The organism is Streptomyces sp. NA04227 (genome assembly GCF_013364195.1).
GTDB lineage: Bacteria > Actinomycetota > Actinomycetes > Streptomycetales > Streptomycetaceae > Streptomyces.
Genome location: NZ_CP054918.1, coordinates 637,680 through 655,380, shown reverse-complemented (window position 1 = coordinate 655,380; position 17,701 = coordinate 637,680). Strand labels below are relative to the sequence as shown.

At 66.6% G+C, this 17,701-nt stretch carries 8 protein-coding genes and 3 rRNA genes; 8 read left to right on the top strand and 3 right to left on the bottom strand.

All coding sequences use genetic code 11. The annotated features are described in order from the left end of the window. Window positions 1–52 precede the first annotated feature (52 nt). Window positions 53–589 carry an NUDIX domain-containing protein gene (locus tag HUT18_RS02485; protein ID WP_254878393.1) on the top strand — a complete coding sequence of 179 codons (537 nt, stop codon included), beginning with the start codon at window positions 53–55 and terminating at the stop codon, window positions 587–589. 103 nt (window positions 590–692) lie between these two features. Here HUT18_RS02485 and HUT18_RS02480 read toward each other — a convergent pair whose 3' ends face one another. Beyond that, on the bottom strand, window positions 693–3,041 hold the full coding sequence (locus HUT18_RS02480) for a glycoside hydrolase family 31 protein (RefSeq protein ID WP_176097386.1): 2,349 nt from the start codon (window positions 3,039–3,041) through the stop codon (window positions 693–695). Between the two features lie 219 nt (window positions 3,042–3,260). Between HUT18_RS02480 and HUT18_RS02475 the strand changes: the two genes are divergently transcribed. Both HUT18_RS02475 and HUT18_RS02470 read left to right on the top strand, forming a co-directional pair. Further along, complete coding sequence (locus HUT18_RS02475; RefSeq protein ID WP_176097384.1) at window positions 3,261–5,228, top strand: acetoacetate--CoA ligase; 1,968 nt, start codon at window positions 3,261–3,263, stop codon at window positions 5,226–5,228. Between the two features lie 111 nt (window positions 5,229–5,339). After that, window positions 5,340–6,233, top strand: a complete 894-nt coding sequence (locus tag HUT18_RS02470) for a hypothetical protein (protein ID WP_176097382.1) — start codon at window positions 5,340–5,342, stop codon at window positions 6,231–6,233. 122 nt (window positions 6,234–6,355) lie between these two features. Here HUT18_RS02470 and ptsP read toward each other — a convergent pair whose 3' ends face one another. Both ptsP and HUT18_RS02460 read right to left on the bottom strand, forming a co-directional pair. Beyond that, window positions 6,356–8,026 (bottom strand): phosphoenolpyruvate--protein phosphotransferase, encoded by a 1,671-nt coding sequence (ptsP, locus tag HUT18_RS02465; protein WP_176097380.1) that lies wholly within the window; start codon window positions 8,024–8,026, stop codon window positions 6,356–6,358. 81 nt (window positions 8,027–8,107) lie between these two features. After that, window positions 8,108–8,557 carry a PTS glucose transporter subunit IIA gene (locus HUT18_RS02460; protein ID WP_176097378.1) on the bottom strand — a complete coding sequence of 150 codons (450 nt, stop codon included), beginning with the start codon at window positions 8,555–8,557 and terminating at the stop codon, window positions 8,108–8,110. Window positions 8,558–9,060: 503 nt separating this feature from the next. Between HUT18_RS02460 and HUT18_RS02455 the strand changes: the two genes are divergently transcribed. The 5 genes from HUT18_RS02455 (at window position 9,061) to HUT18_RS02435 (ending at window position 17,644) form a co-directional block, all read left to right on the top strand. Further along, window positions 9,061–10,585 (top strand): 16S ribosomal RNA (locus tag HUT18_RS02455). A 315-nt stretch (window positions 10,586–10,900) separates the two neighbouring features. Next, window positions 10,901–14,017, top strand: a 23S ribosomal RNA gene (locus HUT18_RS02450). A 92-nt stretch (window positions 14,018–14,109) separates the two neighbouring features. Continuing rightward, window positions 14,110–14,226, top strand: a 5S ribosomal RNA gene (gene rrf, locus HUT18_RS02445). The 16S, 23S and 5S rRNA genes sit together here, the layout of an rRNA operon. A 228-nt stretch (window positions 14,227–14,454) precedes the next feature. Next, the gene (locus tag HUT18_RS02440; protein ID WP_176097376.1) at window positions 14,455–15,063 is read left to right on the top strand and encodes a CDP-alcohol phosphatidyltransferase family protein; all 609 of its coding nucleotides are present in this window, start codon (window positions 14,455–14,457) and stop codon (window positions 15,061–15,063) included. Between the two features lie 85 nt (window positions 15,064–15,148). Next, complete coding sequence (locus tag HUT18_RS02435) at window positions 15,149–17,644, top strand: mannose-1-phosphate guanyltransferase (protein WP_176097374.1); 2,496 nt, start codon at window positions 15,149–15,151, stop codon at window positions 17,642–17,644. Window positions 17,645–17,701 lie beyond the last annotated feature (57 nt).

The window sequence follows — 17,701 nt, the reverse complement described above, 5'->3', positions numbered from 1 at the left end:
CCCGGGCGACGCTGCGGAAGACGCCCGGCGAGTGATCGGATACAGTCCGCGCGTGCCCGTATCCGAGGACCGAACCATCACCCCCGTCCCCCACTCGCACTGCTCCGGCTGCGGAGCGGCGTTCGGGCACGGGAAACCAGGCTGGCCGCGCACCTGCGGCCGGTGCGGAACCACCGCCTACGGCAATCCGCTGCCGGTCGCCGTGGCACTCCAGCCCGCGTACGACACCCGGGGCACGGGCCTGGTCGTGATCACCCGGGCCATCGCTCCCGCCCGCGGCGCGACGGCCCTGCCGGGCGGATACGTGGACCATCGCGAGGACTGGCGTTCGGCCGTGGTGCGCGAACTGCGCGAGGAGACGGGCATCGACGCCGCCGCCCGTGACGTGCGGCTCGCCGACGTGATGAGCGGCGCCGAGGGGCATCTCCTCGTCTTCGGGCTGCTGCCGCCCCGGCCCGCCGGGCAGTTCGCCCACTGGGGTCCGACCGAGGAGACCGAGGGCAGCGCACTGCTGCGCCGCCCGCGCGAACTCGCCTTCCCGCTGCACACCCTCGCCGCCCGTGCCTGGTTCGAGGGTCGCTACGGGTGATCCGCCACAGGTGATCCGACCGGCCGGCCCGGCCGCCACGGACAACCCGCGGACCGGGCCGCCACGGACAACCCGCGGGCCGGGCGGCCACCGCGCCCGGCGCTCACAGCCCGCGTACGTGCACCGTGTACCCGGGTTCCTCGCCGTCCTTGCCCCGCACGATCACCGTGCCCTGCTCACGCGCCGAGGTGAAACGCTCGGCCACCACCTTCTCCCAGCCGTCCCCGGCGTCCGGCACCACCAGCCCGCCGCCCGAGCGCCCCTCGACCGGCGCCCACACCTCCAGCTCCACCTCGCCGTCCTCGCCGCGCACCGGAATCACGGCCCCGGCGCGCGCGAGGACCGGTACGCGCGACAGCGGCGCGTCGAGCAGCACCTGCCCCGGCCCGCGGTGCAGTCGCCCGGTCGCGGTGTCGTACCAGTGCCCCCGCGGCAGCCGCACCGCGCGCTGACGTACCTCCGGTTCGAGCACCGGCGCGACGAGCAGCGCGTCGCCGAGCAGAAAGGCGTCCTCGCAGTCGCGCAGGGCACGGTCGGCCGGGTCCGACCACCACAGCGGACGCACGTACGGGGCGCCGGAGCGGTGCGCGACATGGGCGAGCGTCACCAGATACGGGTGCAGCCGACGGCGCTGAAGGAGCGCCGCCCGCGCGTACTCCAGGATCTCCTCGCCGAACTCCCACGGCTCCCTGCGGCCCGCGTCGAGCGCCGAGTGGGTACGGAACAGCGGCAGATGGGCGCCCAGTTGGAACCAGCGCAGATACAGCTCGGGTGAGGGCTCCCCGTCGAAACCGCCGATGTCAGGACCCGAGTAGGGCACCCCGCACAGACCCAGCCCGAGCACCAGCGACAGCGAGGCGCGCAGGCCCTGCCAGTCGCTCGCCACGTCGCCGGACCAGGTGCCGCCGTAGCGCTGCAGCCCCGCCCAGCCGGACCGGGAGAACAGGAAGGGCCGCTCGCGCGGGCGCAGCCGCACCAGGCCCTCATAGCCCGCGCGGGCCATGCACAGGGCGTAGACGTTGTGCGCGGCCCGGTGGTCTCCGCCCTGGCCGTCGAGCGCGTGGCGGGCCGAGCGGGGCAGCGTCGGATCCCCGAACGGGGCGAAGGACACCGGCTCGTTCATGTCGTGCCAGAACCCGGCGAAGCCGTGCCCGAGGCGCTCCTCGTAGAGCCCGCCCCACCATCTGCGCACCTTCGGGTCGGTGAAGTCCGGGTAGACCGACTCGCCGGGCCAGACCACCCCGCGCACCGAACGGCCCGCGCCGTCCCGTACGAAGACGTCCTCGCGGGTGCCCTCGGCGTACACGGCGTTGGCCGGGTCCGCCTTCACCGCGGGGTCGACGATCGACACCAGCCGGGTGCCCGCGGTGAGCGCCTCGGCGGCCAACTCCGCCAGTTTCGGGAAGTGTTCATGGTCCACCGTGAACACCTGGTGGCGGTCGAAGTGGTCGATGTCCAGGTGCAGGGCATCGAGCGGAAGCCCGTGCGCGCGGTACCCGTCGAGGACCCGGCGCACCTCCCGCTCGCCGCCGAAACCCCAGCGGGCGTGGTGGTGCCCGAGCGCCCACGAGGGCGGCAACGCGGGCGCGCCCGTCAGTGACACCCAGGTCCGCAGCACCCTGGAGGGCGCGCCCACCAGGATCCAGCAGCGCAGCGGCCCGCCCTCCATCCGCAGCTCACTGCGCCCCGGCCGGTCGTGCCCCGAACCGGCGCCCTCCTCGCCCTCCCGCAGGGTCACCGAGCCGTCCCAGGTGCAGTCGTGGAAGACCAGATGCGTCCCCGCGTCCGCCACCACCAGCTGCACCGGCATCGTCAAATACAGCGGGTCGTCGTCCGGCCCGAAGGAACCACCCGGATCGGTGTTCCACAGCCGGTACGTCCCGCCCCGCAGCCGCGGCCCGCCCGCGCGGCCGCCGAGACCGAAGAAGCGGGCGTCCGCCGCCACTTCGGAGCGCTGCACCCAGCGCCCGGACACACCCTCCGCCGACTCCCACCAGCGCGGCGGCAGTTCCCGGCGCAGCACCACGCCGCCCGGGGTGCGCACCTCGACCGCGCCGTGCCGGGACACCACGACCATGGCCCGCTCCGAAACCACCCGCCAGCCGCCGTCCTTGTCCGGTTCGAGCTGCGCCCGTGAATCCGGTTGCGGCGCCCGCCCGGTGAGCGCGTACGACGGCAGCGGCTCCGCCCCGTCCCAGCCGAGGAAGACCGCGCCACCGGTGGTCACCGTGATGCGCAGCGTGGTCCGTTCGAAGCCGAGGACACCGCCGCCCGGCTCGGGCTCCGCCTTGATCAGCGCCCCCGGCACCCGCGCCCGCTCGCCCCTGCGGCCCGCTGTCGCCGCCGCGTCCAGCCGCCGATTGCGCCATGCACCACGCCAGGCGCGCAGACTCCGGGAGGGGCTCGTCGCACCCACCGATTTCACCGTGCGCAGCCATGAGCGAGCGTTCATGACGATCACCCTGCCACCGACCGGGGCCCAGGAGTGAACCGTTCAGGAGTCGTTCACTTCACGTACCACTCAGGGGTAACCACCAGGCCGGAAAGGGGGCCGCTCTGGTGTCGGAGTCGATCACATGGCATCGTCCTTTGAGCCGCGTCACACGTGCGCCATCCTTGCCACGCGCGTACGCGCAGACGCCCACCACGCGTAGACCACGGGAGCCGCCCCATGTCCGCAGCGCAGCCCGCGCCGCTCTGGACCCCCGACCGGGAGTTCATCGACAACGCCCAGATCACCCGCTTCCAGGCCTGGGCCGCCCAGCGGTACGGGGCTCCCGCCGACGGCGGCTACGCGGCGCTGCACCAATGGTCGGTGGAGAACCTCGACACCTTCTGGACGGCACTCACCGAGTGGTTCGACGTCCGTTTCAGCACCCCTTACGAGCAGGTGCTCGCCGACCGCTCCATGCCCGGCGCCCAGTGGTTCACCGGCGGCCGCCTCAACTACGCCGAACACGCGCTGCGCGCGGCCGCCACCCGCCCCGACGAACCGGCCCTGCTCTGCGTCGACGAGTCCCAGGAACCGGTCACCGTCACCTGGGCCGAACTGCGCCGCCAGGTCGGCTCGCTCACCGCCGAACTGCGCGCCCTGGGCGTGCGCCCCGGCGACCGCGTCAGCGGCTACCTGCCCAACATCGAACAGTCCGTCGTCGCCCTGCTCGCCACCGCCGCGATCGGCGCCGTATGGACCTCCTGCGCCCCCGACTTCGGCGCCCGCAGCGTCCTCGACCGCTTCCAGCAGATCGAGCCCGTGGTCCTCTTCGCCGTGGACGGCTACCGCTACGGCGGCAAGGAGCACGACCGGCGCGAAACCGTCGCCGAACTGCGCCGTGAACTGCCCACCCTGCGCGCCGTCGTGCACATCCCGCTGCTCGGCACCGAGACCCCCGAAGGCGCCCTCGCCTGGCCGGACCTCGTCGCCGCCGACACCGAACCCGAATTCGAGCAGGTGCCCTTCGAGCACCCGCTGTGGGTCCTGTACTCCTCCGGCACCACCGGCCTGCCCAAGGCCATCGTCCAGTCCCAGGGCGGCATCCTGGTCGAACACCTCAAGCAGCTCGGCCTGCACTGCGACCTCGGCCCCGGCGACCGCTTCTTCTGGTACACCTCCACCGGCTGGATGATGTGGAACTTCCTCGTCTCCGGCCTCCTGGCGGGCACCACCGTCGTCCTCTACGACGGAAGCCCCGGCCACCCCGACACCGGCGCCCAGTGGCGCATCGCCGAACGGACCGGGGCCACCTTCTTCGGCACCTCGGCCGCGTACGTCATGGCCTGCCGCAAGGCGGAGGTCCACCCCGGCCGCGACCACGACCTCTCCCGCGTGCGCTGCGTCGCCACCACCGGCTCCCCGCTGCCCCCCGACGGCTTCCGCTGGCTGCACGACGAGGTCCGCGAGAACCTGTGGATCGCTTCGGTCAGCGGCGGCACCGACGTCTGCTCCTGCTTCGCGGGCGGCGTACCGACCCTGCCCGTGTACATCGGCGAACTCCAGGCCCCGAGCCTGGGCACCGACCTCCAGTCCTGGGACCCCGCGGGCAAGCCGCTCGTCGACGAGGTCGGCGAACTCGTGGTCACCAATCCGCTGCCGTCCATGCCCCTGCACTTCTGGAACGACCCCGACGGCAGCCGCTACCACGACAGTTACTTCGACACCTACCCCGGCGTCTGGCGGCACGGTGACTGGATCACCCTCACCGGCCGCGGCTCGGTCGTCATCCACGGCCGCTCCGACTCCACGCTCAACCGCCAGGGCGTACGGATGGGCTCCGCCGACATCTACGAGGCCGTCGAACGGCTCCCCGAGATCCGCGAATCGCTGGTGATCGGCGTCGAACTGCCCGACGGGGGCTACTGGATGCCGCTCTTCGTCCACCTCGCCCCCGGCGCCGCCCTCGACGACGCCCTGCGCAACAAGGTCAAGCAGACCCTGCGTACACAGCTCTCGCCGCGCCACGTACCCGACGAGATCATCGAGATCGACGCAGTCCCGCACACCCTCACCGGCAAGCGCCTCGAAGTCCCGGTCAAGCGCCTCCTCCAGGGCACCCCGCTCGCCAAGGCCGTGAACCCGGGCTCCGTCGACCGCGTCGAACTCCTCGCCTTCTACGAGGACTTGGCGCGCGCACGCGGCTGACCCGGCCCACCGGGCGGCGCCCCGGACGCCCTGCGCCCCTCACGTTGTCAGTGGCTCTCGTTACGGTGAGTGACGAAAGCTGGATCACCGACCACGTACCCAGGGGGACACATGACGCACACGACCCAGGACATGCAGGGCGTCCTGCGCCGCGAACTCGCCGGAACCCTCGGCCTGCTCGCCGACGCCGAGGACTTCGCCGCCATGCGGCGCTACCGCAGCTTCACCTTCGACGACCACGACAGCTATCTCCGCCAGGTCGAGCGTCTGCTCAGCACCCGCGACCGGCTCGGCCGCCGCACCACGCTCGCCCTCTTCGACCCCGAGGAGTACGCCCACTTCTGCGTCGAGACCGGCCTGGAACCCGACACACCCACCAGCCGAGCCGCCTTCACGGCCGAACTCGGCGCCACCGGACCCGCGTTGCCCTACGACGGCCGCCCCCTGGGCGAACTCGTCGACGACCTCCTGGACGAGGCGATGCGCCAGGCCACCTGGGAGTACGCGACCACCCTGCTCAGCCTCTCGGGCAGCTGCGCCGCCTGCGGCGAGGACCTCGGCCGGGCGGCGCACGACAGGGCCGCCGCACTGCTCACCCGCGTCCTCACCGTCTCCGGCCCGGGCACCCACCACCTGGTGTGCAGCGTCCTCAGCGATACGGGCACGCTGGTCGCCGCACTGCACGCGGACGTCCCGCCGGGCAGCGCCCCGGCCGACGTCGACCCGGGCGAGGCGCTGGAGTTCCTCACCGTCCTCGCCGTAGGCCTGGCCCGGGCGGCTCCGGGCGGACTCGTCGCCCGCACCACCAACGCGAGCGGCCGGGACCGGATCCATGGCTGGCGTCTGCGCGAGTCGGTCCTGCTCCCACTGACCGCCGCCGAGGTCTTCGACGCCTACTGCACCGACGCGGAGACCGGCGACCTGGTGTCCCCCGAATCCGGCGTGGACTACGCGGTCGCGCCCGACCTCGGCCCACAGGAGGGGCCGCACGGGCATCGGTTCTGACGGCGCCGCCGTGCCCTCTCGGGTTGATCCGGTGATCCGGGCCCTCTCGGGTGGATCCGGTGATCCGGGCCCTCTCGGTCCCGCGGTTCTTCGCACGCGACCCGAGACCCACCCGAGAGGGTCTACTCGCCGGAGAGGACTCCACGGGCCGCCTCGCGCGCACGGTCCGCGGAGTCCGCCGCGCGGGCGGCAGCCGCCGCGCGCTCGCACTGAGCGAGCGTGAACCGGGCCAGCATGGTCCGCACATAGGGGAGCGAGGCCGGACCCATCGACAGGGAGGTGATACCCAGACCGGTCAGCACACAGGCCAGCAGCGGATCGGCCGCCGCCTCACCGCACACCCCACAGCTCTTGCCCTCGGCCCGGGCCGCCTCCGCGGCCATCGCCACCAGGTCGAGCAGCGCGGGCTGCCAGGGATCCTGCAGCCGGGAGACCGAACCGAGCTGCCGGTCCGCGGCGAAGGTGTACTGGGCCAGGTCGTTGGTGCCCAGGGAGAGGAACTCGACCTCCTGAAGGATCGAGCGTGCCCGCACGGCGGCCGCCGGAATCTCCACCATGGCCCCGAACTTGGCGTGCAGCCCGGCCGCCCGGCAGGCCTCCGCGAAGGCCCGCGCATCGGTACGGTCCGCCACCATCGGCGCCATGACCTCCAGATACACCGGAAGCCCCTCGACGGCCTTCGCCAGCGCCGTCAACTGGGTACGCAGCACCTCGGGATGGTCGAGCAGCGCCCGCAGCCCCCGCACACCCAGCGCCGGGTTCGGCTCGTCCGCCGGCGACAGAAAGGCCAGCGGCTTGTCCGCCCCGGCATCGAGCACGCGCACCACCACCCGCCCCTCCGGGAAGGCCTCGAGCACCTGCCGGTACGCCTCGAACTGCTGCTCCTCGGACGGGGCCCGCCCACTGTCGTCCAGGAACAGGAACTCCGTACGGAACAGCCCCACACCCTCGGCGCCCGCATCGAGCGCGGCCACGACATCGCCGGGCCCGCCGATGTTCGCCAGCAACGGCACCTTGTGCCCGTCCGAGGTGGCGCCCGGCCCGGTGGCGGCGGCCAGGGCCGCACGACGCTCCGCGGCCGCTGCCTTCAACCGCTCCCGCTCGTCCTGCGAGGGCTCCACGAACACCTCGCCGGTACTCCCGTCCACGGCGACCACGGTCCCCTCCGCGAGCTCACCCGCACCGGGCAGCGCCACCACGGCCGGCACCCCGAGCGAGCGCGCGAGGATCGCACTGTGACTCGTCGGCCCCCCTTCCTCGGTCACGAAACCGAGGACCAGCGTGGGGTCCAGGAGCGCGGTGTCGGCGGGGGCGAGGTCCCGCGCGATGAGGACATAGGGCTGGTCACTGTCGGGCACCCCCGGCATCGGCACCCCGAGCAGCCGCGCCACGATCCGGTTCCGTACGTCGTCCAGGTCCGCCACTCGACCCGCGAAGTACTCCCCGGCGGCGGCGAGCAACGCCCGGTACGCGGCGAAGGCGTCGTACACGGCACGCTCGGCGGTACTGCCCACCGCGATCCGCCGCTCGACATCCGCCCGCAGCTCCGGATCGTCGGCCATCAGCGCCTGCGCCTCCAGGACCGCCTGCGCCTCGCCCCCGGCCAGGTTGCCCCGGGCCAGCAGGTCGGCGGCCACGGCACGTACGGCCTGGCGGGCACGGTTCTGCTCGCGTACCGCCTCCTCGGGGCGGATCTGTTTCGCCGGAGGTTCCAGTACGGCGGTGCCCATGTGCCGGATCTCGCCGATCGCGACCCCATGACTGACGCCCACGCCCTGCAGCGTTGCTTCCATCTCACCCGTCCCGGTCGTGTGGTGCTGTGACGTCCACGCGGGCACGCACGCCCCGCCCGCTCGGCCCCGCGTACCCGTTCCTCATGCCCAGTCGAAAAGGCTGTCCCCGGCGCGAACCTTGCCGGACTCGACGAGCTCGGTCAGCGAATCCGGCATCGCCTCCAGCGCCACGACCGGGCAGATCGGCGACTTGCCGCCCTCCTCGACCGCCGCCGGATCCCACCGCACCAACGCCTGGCCGCGCCGCACGGTGTCTCCCTTGGCGACGAGCAGCTCGAAGCCCCGCCCGTTCAACTGGACGGTATCGATGCCGAGATGGGTCAGGACCCCGTGCCCCGTCGCGTCGACCACGACGTAGGCATGCGGATGCAGGGACACCACGATGCCGTCGACGGGTGCCACGGCTTCGGTGGCACCCCGGTCCGGGTCGACGGCCGTGCCGGGACCGACCATCGATCCGGAGAACACCGGATCCGGAACGGCCGTGAGCCCCACGGCCCGTCCCGCCATCGGCGAAGTCACGCTGGTCATGGCGCACGTCCTCCTTGGGAAGAGACGTTTTGGACCCATCCTTACCTCTGACCGGCGCTCGCGCATCAGGCTCCCGATTTGCACGCGCCTCCGGCCCGCCTGTAGTGTTTTAGGCCTGCCCGAGGGCGAGGACGGACTTCACAAGTCCCCGATCGTCACCAGGGCAACCAAACTCATCGGATTCATTTCCCGCTGGGATTTCGCATGCCTGCGAAGCCCGGTACGGAGCACTGAAAAACCCTGATAGAGTCTGGAACACCGAAGGGAAGCGCCCGGAGGAAAGCCCGAGAAAGTAGCTTGGGTGAGTACAAAGGAAGCGTCCGTTCCTTGAGAACTCAACAGCGTGCCAAAAGTCAACGCCAGATATGTTGATACCCCGTCTCCAGCATTAGCTGGGGCGAGGTTCCTTTGAAGAAAACACAGCGAGGACGCTGTGTGCGGGAGCGATTATTCCTTGCTCTCGCACCGCTCTCGTGATGTGTCATCCCGATTACGGGAAAACATTCACGGAGAGTTTGATCCTGGCTCAGGACGAACGCTGGCGGCGTGCTTAACACATGCAAGTCGAACGATGAAGCCGCTTCGGTGGTGGATTAGTGGCGAACGGGTGAGTAACACGTGGGCAATCTGCCCTGCACTCTGGGACAAGCCCTGGAAACGGGGTCTAATACCGGATAACACCCTCTCTCGCATGGGAGAGGGTTGAAAGCTCCGGCGGTGCAGGATGAGCCCGCGGCCTATCAGCTTGTTGGTGAGGTAGTGGCTCACCAAGGCGACGACGGGTAGCCGGCCTGAGAGGGCGACCGGCCACACTGGGACTGAGACACGGCCCAGACTCCTACGGGAGGCAGCAGTGGGGAATATTGCACAATGGGCGAAAGCCTGATGCAGCGACGCCGCGTGAGGGATGACGGCCTTCGGGTTGTAAACCTCTTTCAGCAGGGAAGAAGCGAAAGTGACGGTACCTGCAGAAGAAGCGCCGGCTAACTACGTGCCAGCAGCCGCGGTAATACGTAGGGCGCAAGCGTTGTCCGGAATTATTGGGCGTAAAGAGCTCGTAGGCGGCTTGTCACGTCGGTTGTGAAAGCCCGGGGCTTAACCCCGGGTCTGCAGTCGATACGGGCAGGCTAGAGTTCGGTAGGGGAGATCGGAATTCCTGGTGTAGCGGTGAAATGCGCAGATATCAGGAGGAACACCGGTGGCGAAGGCGGATCTCTGGGCCGATACTGACGCTGAGGAGCGAAAGCGTGGGGAGCGAACAGGATTAGATACCCTGGTAGTCCACGCCGTAAACGGTGGGCACTAGGTGTGGGCAACATTCCACGTTGTCCGTGCCGCAGCTAACGCATTAAGTGCCCCGCCTGGGGAGTACGGCCGCAAGGCTAAAACTCAAAGGAATTGACGGGGGCCCGCACAAGCGGCGGAGCATGTGGCTTAATTCGACGCAACGCGAAGAACCTTACCAAGGCTTGACATACACCGGAAACGGCCAGAGATGGTCGCCCCCTTGTGGTCGGTGTACAGGTGGTGCATGGCTGTCGTCAGCTCGTGTCGTGAGATGTTGGGTTAAGTCCCGCAACGAGCGCAACCCTTGTCCCGTGTTGCCAGCAGGCCCTTGTGGTGCTGGGGACTCACGGGAGACCGCCGGGGTCAACTCGGAGGAAGGTGGGGACGACGTCAAGTCATCATGCCCCTTATGTCTTGGGCTGCACACGTGCTACAATGGCCGGTACAATGAGCTGCGATACCGCGAGGTGGAGCGAATCTCAAAAAGCCGGTCTCAGTTCGGATTGGGGTCTGCAACTCGACCCCATGAAGTCGGAGTCGCTAGTAATCGCAGATCAGCATTGCTGCGGTGAATACGTTCCCGGGCCTTGTACACACCGCCCGTCACGTCACGAAAGTCGGTAACACCCGAAGCCGGTGGCCCAACCCTTGTGGAGGGAGCTGTCGAAGGTGGGACTGGCGATTGGGACGAAGTCGTAACAAGGTAGCCGTACCGGAAGGTGCGGCTGGATCACCTCCTTTCTAAGGAGCATCTAGGCCGCCAAGCTTGCTTGGTGGTCCAGAGCCATAACGCAGGCGAACGTCCTGCGATGGTCGCTCATGGGTGGAACGTTGACTATTCGGCACAGACAGTTGGATGGGTTCACTAGTACTGCTCTTCGGAGCGTGGAACGTGGAGATCGTCAACTGGCTGTGCCGGGCGCGCTGTTGGGTGTCTGAGGGTGCGAGCGTGAGCTCGCCCTTCGGTATGCCGGCCCCAGTGAACTCGGACTCTGGTTCGGGGTGGTGGGTGGTTGGTCGTTGTTTGAGAACTGCACAGTGGACGCGAGCATCTGTGGCCAAGTTTTTAAGGGCGCACGGTGGATGCCTTGGCACCAGGAACCGATGAAGGACGTGGGAGGCCACGATAGGCCCCGGGGAGCTGTCAACCGAGCTGTGATCCGGGGGTGTCCGAATGGGGAAACCCGGCAGTCGTCATGGGCTGTCACCCTTGCCTGAACACATAGGGCATGTGGAGGGAACGCGGGGAAGTGAAACATCTCAGTACCCGCAGGAAGAGAAAACAACCGTGATTCCGGGAGTAGTGGCGAGCGAAACTGGATGAGGCTAAACCTCAAGCGTGTGAGACCCGGCAGGGGTTGCGCTTGGGGTGTTGTGGGATCTCTCTTCTGTCGTCTGCCGGCGGCAGGACGAGTCAGAAACCGTTGATGTAGGCGAAGGACATGCGAAAGGTCCGGCGTAGAGGGTAAGACCCCCGTAGCTGAAACATTAGCGGCTCGTTTGAGAGACACCCAAGTAGCACGGGGCCCGAGAAATCCCGTGTGAATCTGGCGGGACCACCCGCTAAGCCTAAATATTCCCTGGTGACCGATAGCGGATAGTACCGTGAGGGAATGGTGAAAAGTACCCCGGGAGGGGAGTGAAATAGTACCTGAAACCGTGTGCCTACAAGCCGTGGGAGCGTCGGACACACTTTGTGTGTCTCGTGACTGCGTGCCTTTTGAAGAATGAGCCTGCGAGTTTGCGGTGTGTTGCGAGGTTAACCCGTGTGGGGAAGCCGTAGCGAAAGCGAGTCCGAATAGGGCGGTTTAGTAGCGCGCTCAAGACCCGAAGCGGAGTGATCTAGCCATGGGCAGGTTGAAGCGGAGGTAAGACTTCGTGGAGGACCGAACCCACCAGGGTTGAAAACCTGGGGGATGACCTGTGGTTAGGGGTGAAAGGCCAATCAAACTCCGTGATAGCTGGTTCTCCCCGAAATGCATTTAGGTGCAGCGTCGTGTGTTTCTTGCCGGAGGTAGAGCACTGGATAGGCGATGGGCCCTACCGGGTTACTGACCTTAGCCAAACTCCGAATGCCGGTAAGTGAGAGCGCGGCAGTGAGACTGTGGGGGATAAGCTCCATGGTCGAGAGGGAAACAGCCCAGAGCATCGACTAAGGCCCCTAAGCGTACGCTAAGTGGGAAAGGATGTGGAGTCGCAGAGACAACCAGGAGGTTGGCTTAGAAGCAGCCATCCTTGAAAGAGTGCGTAATAGCTCACTGGTCAAGTGATTCCGCGCCGACAATGTAGCGGGGCTCAAGCGTACCGCCGAAGTCGTGTCATTGCAGCAATACTCCCAACGGAGGCTGTGATGGGTAGGGGAGCGTCGTGTGCCGGGTGAAGCCGCGCCGGAAGGCAGTGGTGGACGGTTCACGAGTGAGAATGCAGGCATGAGTAGCGATACAAACGTGAGAAACGTTTGCGCCGATTGACTAAGGGTTCCTGGGTCAAGCTGATCTGCCCAGGGTAAGTCGGGACCTAAGGCGAGGCCGACAGGCGTAGTCGATGGATAACCGGTTGATATTCCGGTACCCGCTGTAGAGCGTCAAACATTGAATCCAGTGATGCTAAGCCCGTGAAGCCGTTCCGGACCCTTCGGGGAATGGAAAGTGGTGGAGCCGGTGACCCGAGCTGGTAGTAGGTGAGTGATGGGGTGACGCAGGAAGGTAGTCCATCCCGGGCGGTGGTTGTCCCGGGGTAAGGGTGTAGCCCGTCATCTAGGTAAATCCGGATGGCACGTGGGTGAGACCTGATGCCGAGCCGATTGTGGTGAAGTGGATGATCCTATGCTGTCGAGAAAAGCCTCTAGCGAGTTTTATGGCGGCCCGTACCCTAAACCGACTCAGGTGGTCAGGTAGAGAATACCGAGGCGTTCGGGTGAACTATGGTTAAGGAACTCGGCAAAATGCCCCCGTAACTTCGGGAGAAGGGGGGCCATTTCTGGTGATGAGCTTCGCGCTCTGAGCTGGGGGTGGCCGCAGAGACCAGCGAGAAGCGACTGTTTACTAAAAACACAGGTCCGTGCGAAGCCGTAAGGCGATGTATACGGACTGACGCCTGCCCGGTGCTGGAACGTTAAGGGGACCGGTTAGTCACATTTCGGTGTGGCGAAGCTGAGAACTTAAGCGCCAGTAAACGGCGGTGGTAACTATAACCATCCTAAGGTAGCGAAATTCCTTGTCGGGTAAGTTCCGACCTGCACGAATGGCGTAACGACTTCTCGACTGTCTCAACCATAGGCCCGGTGAAATTGCACTACGAGTAAAGATGCTCGTTTCGCGCAGCAGGACGGAAAGACCCCGGGACCTTTACTACAGTTTGATATTGGTGTTCGGTTCGGCTTGTGTAGGATAGGTGGGAGACTGTGAACTCTGGACGCCAGTTCAGGGGGAGTCGTTGTTGAAATACCACTCTGGTCGTGCTGGATGTCTAACCTGGGTCCGTGATCCGGATCAGGGACAGTGTCTGATGGGTAGTTTAACTGGGGCGGTTGCCTCCTAAAGGGTAACGGAGGCGCCCAAAGGTTCCCTCAGCCTGGTTGGTAATCAGGTGTTGAGTGTAAGTGCACAAGGGAGCTTGACTGTGAGACCGACGGGTCGAGCAGGGACGAAAGTCGGGACTAGTGATCCGGCGGTGGCTTGTGGAAGCGCCGTCGCTCAACGGATAAAAGGTACCCCGGGGATAACAGGCTGATCTTCCCCAAGAGTCCATATCGACGGGATGGTTTGGCACCTCGATGTCGGCTCGTCGCATCCTGGGGCTGGAGTCGGTCCCAAGGGTTGGGCTGTTCGCCCATTAAAGCGGTACGCGAGCTGGGTTTAGAACGTCGTGAGACAGTTCGGTCCCTATCCGCTGTGCGCGTAGGAATATTGAGAAGGGCTGTCCCTAGTACGAGAGGACCGGGACGGACGAACCTCTGGTGTGCCAGTTGTTCTGCCAAGGGCATGGCTGGTTGGCTACGTTCGGGAGGGATAACCGCTGAAAGCATCTAAGCGGGAAGCCTGCTTCGAGATGAGTATTCCCACCTCCTTGAGAGGGTAAGGCTCCCAGTAGACGACTGGGTTGATAGGCCAGATATGGAAGCCCTGTAAGGGGTGGAGTTGACTGGTACTAATAGGCCGAGGGCTTGTCCTCAGTTGCTCGCGTCCACTGTGTTGGTTCTGAAACCACGAACAACCTCCCATGCATTTTTATGGGGCGTGATGCTGGTTGGTGTTTCATAGTGTTTCGGTGGTCATAGCGTGAGGGAAACGCCCGGTTACATTCCGAACCCGGAAGCTAAGCCTTACAGCGCCGATGGTACTGCAGGGGGGACCCTGTGGGAGAGTAGGACGCCGCCGAACTAAAATTGAGAAGAATGCGTGTGAGCCCCTGTACCGGGATACGGTACGGGGGCTTTCCGCATTTCCGGGCTTGTTCTTTTGCCTTCTTGTCTTCTCGTCTTCTTCGTTTCCTGTTTTCCTTCACCTCCGGACCTCCTTTCGGGGCTTGCCAGACCCCTCCTCATGACCTCGGCCCCGCTGCGGGTAAAGTCATCGAGCATCGTCGGCTCGCTTCCAGGAGGCCCCCGGGTGGAGGTCCAAGAGACCCGTGTCCAGACCGACCGGGTCTTCACCATCCCCAACATCCTCAGCATGGCCCGCCTGCTTGGCGTGCCGTTGTTCCTGTGGCTGATTCTCCGTCCCGAGTTCGGTGGCCCGAACAGCGACCTGTGGGCCCTTGTCGTGCTGATGCTCAGCGGGGTCACCGACTACCTGGACGGGAAGCTCGCCCGGCGCTGGAACCAGATCAGCAGCCTGGGACGGCTCCTCGATCCGGCGGCCGACCGGCTCTACATTCTGTCCACCCTGGTCGGTCTGACGTGGCGGGAGATTCTTCCGCTCTGGCTCACATGTGTCCTCCTGGCGCGTGAGCTCGTCCTTCTCGTCATGGTCGGGATCCTTCGGCGGCACGGATATCCGCCGCCGCAGGTGAACTTCCTCGGGAAGGCTGCGACGTTCAACCTGATGTACGCCTTCCCGCTACTTCTCCTCAGTGACTCCGATGGGTGGATCGGCTCGTTGGCCGCGATTTTCGGATGGGCGTTCACCGGATGGGGTACAACGCTCTATTGGTGGGCAGGAATCCTCTACATGGTTCAGGTCCGCCGTCTCGTCAGGGCGGACAAAATGGCCGATTGAGGCCGCTGAGGGCGGCTCTCGCACCTTCAATGGCGACGGGTGAAGTCGGCTGAACCGTCATCTCTTGGAGGAGGACGCTTCCGACATGAAGGCCGTCGTTATGGCCGGCGGTGAGGGCACGCGCCTTCGCCCCATGACTTCAAGCATGCCCAAACCGCTTCTTCCGGTCGCCAATCGGCCGATCATGGAGCACGTTCTGCGGCTTCTGAAGCGGCATGGACTCACTGAGACCGTCGTCACAGTCCAGTTCCTGGCCTCCCTGGTCAAGAACTACTTCGGAGACGGCGAAGAGCTCGGCATGGAGCTGACGTACGCCAACGAGGAGAAGCCACTCGGCACCGCCGGAAGCGTGAAGAACGCGGAAGAGGCGCTGAAGGACGATGCCTTTCTCGTGATCTCCGGCGACGCGCTGACGGACTTCGACCTGACGGAGCTGATCGATTTCCACAAGGAGAAGGGCGCACTGGTCACGGTCTGTCTGACCCGTGTTCCGAATCCGCTGGAATTCGGCATCACCATCGTCGACGAGAACGGCAAGGTCGAGCGTTTTCTGGAGAAGCCGACCTGGGGTCAGGTCTTCTCCGACACGGTGAACACCGGAATTTACGTCATGGAGCCCGAGGTCTTCGACTACGTCGAAGCGGACACCTCGGTCGACTGGTCCGGCGATGTCTTTCCTCAGCTCATGAAGGAGGGCAAGCCGATCTACGGCTATGTCGCCGAGGGCTACTGGGAGGACGTCGGTACACACGAGAGCTACGTCAAGGCACAGGCGGACGTACTCGAGGGGAAGGTGGACGTCGAGCTCGACGGCTTCGAGATCTCCCCGGGCGTGTGGGTGGCCGAGGGCGCGGAGGTGAGTCCGGAGTCGGTGCTCAGAGGCCCGCTCTACATCGGTGACTACGCCAAGGTGGAAGCCGGTGTGGAGATCCGGGAGCACACGGTCATCGGCTCCAATGTCGTCGTGAAGAGCGGTGCGTTCCTGCACAAGGCGGTCGTCCACGACAACGTCTACGTCGGGCAGCAGAGCAATCTGCGGGGCTGCGTCGTCGGCAAGAACACGGACATCATGCGGGCCGCGCGGATCGAGGACGGCGCGGTCATCGGCGACGAGTGCCTGGTGGGCGAGGAATCGATCATCCAGGGCAATGTGCGGGTGTACCCCTTCAAGACCATCGAAGCGGGTGCCTTCGTCAATCAGTCGGTGATCTGGGAGTCGCGCGGGCAGGCGCAGCTCTTCGGCGCGCGCGGCGTCTCCGGCATCCTCAACGTCGAGATCACCCCGGAACTCGTGGTGCGGCTCGCCGGGGCGTATGCCACCACCCTGAAGAAGGGCTCCACGGTCACCACCGCCCGTGACCACTCGCGAGGTGCGCGTGCGCTCAAGCGGGCGGTCATCTCGGCCTTGCAGGCCGCGGCCATCGACGTACGCGATCTGGAGAACGTGCCGCTTCCGGTGGCCCGGCAGCAGACCGCGCGGGGCAGCGCGGGCGGCATCATGATCCGGACGACTCCGGGGGTGCCCGACTCGGTGGACATCATGTTCTTCGACGGCGGCGGCGCGGACCTGTCGCAGGGCAGTCAGCGCAAGCTCGACCGTGTCTTCGCCCGCCAGGAGTACCGGCGGGCCTTCCCCGGTGAGATCGGCGATCTCAACTTCCCGGCCAGTGTCTTCGACTCGTACACCGGCTCGCTGCTGCGGAACGTGGACACCTCCGGGGTGGTCGAGTCCGGACTGAAGATCGTGGTGGACGCGTCCAATGGAAGCGCCGGTCTCGTACTGCCCAGTCTGCTGGGCAAGTTGCGGGTGGACGCGCTGACCATCAATCCCGGTCTGGACGAGTCCCGCCCCACCGAGACGGCCGAGGCGCGTCGCGCGGGTCTCACGCGGCTCGGCGAGATCGTGGCCTCGGCGCGCGCCGACTTCGGTGTCCGGTTCGACCCGGTGGGCGAACGCCTCTCGCTGGTCGACGAGAAGGGGCGGATCGTCGAGGACGACCGTGCCCTGCTGGTCATGCTGGACCTGGTCGCGGCCGAGCGCCGCAGCGGCCGGGTGGCGCTGCCGGTCACCACGACCCGTGTCGCCGAGCAGGTCGCCGCGTACCACGGCACCCAGGTGGAGTGGACGACGACCTCACCCGACGACCTCACCCGGGTCGGACGCGAGGACCAGACGATCTTCGGCGGTGACGGCCGGGGCGGCTTCATCGTCCCCGAGTTCAGCAGTGTCTTCGACGGTACGGCCGCCTTCGTACGGCTCATCGGCCTTGTCGCGAGGACCCAGTTGACGCTGAGCCAGATCGACGCACGCATCCCGCGGGCGCACGTACTGCGCCGTGATCTGGCCACTCCGTGGGCGGTCAAGGGGCTCGTGATGCGCAGCGTCGTCGAGGCGGCGGGCGACCGCTCCGTGGACACCACGGACGGGGTGCGGGTCGTGGAGTCGGACGGGCGCTGGGTGATGGTGCTCCCCGATCCCGCCGAGGCCGTCACCCATCTGTGGGCCGAAGGACCGGACGACGCCTCCGCCCAGGCACTGCTCGACGAATGGTCCGCCGTGGTGGACGGCGCCGGGCGCTGAGCGCGGCTTCGCCCGGAGCGTGCGGGATTTCCGCGCGCTCCGGGCGAGTTCGGTGGG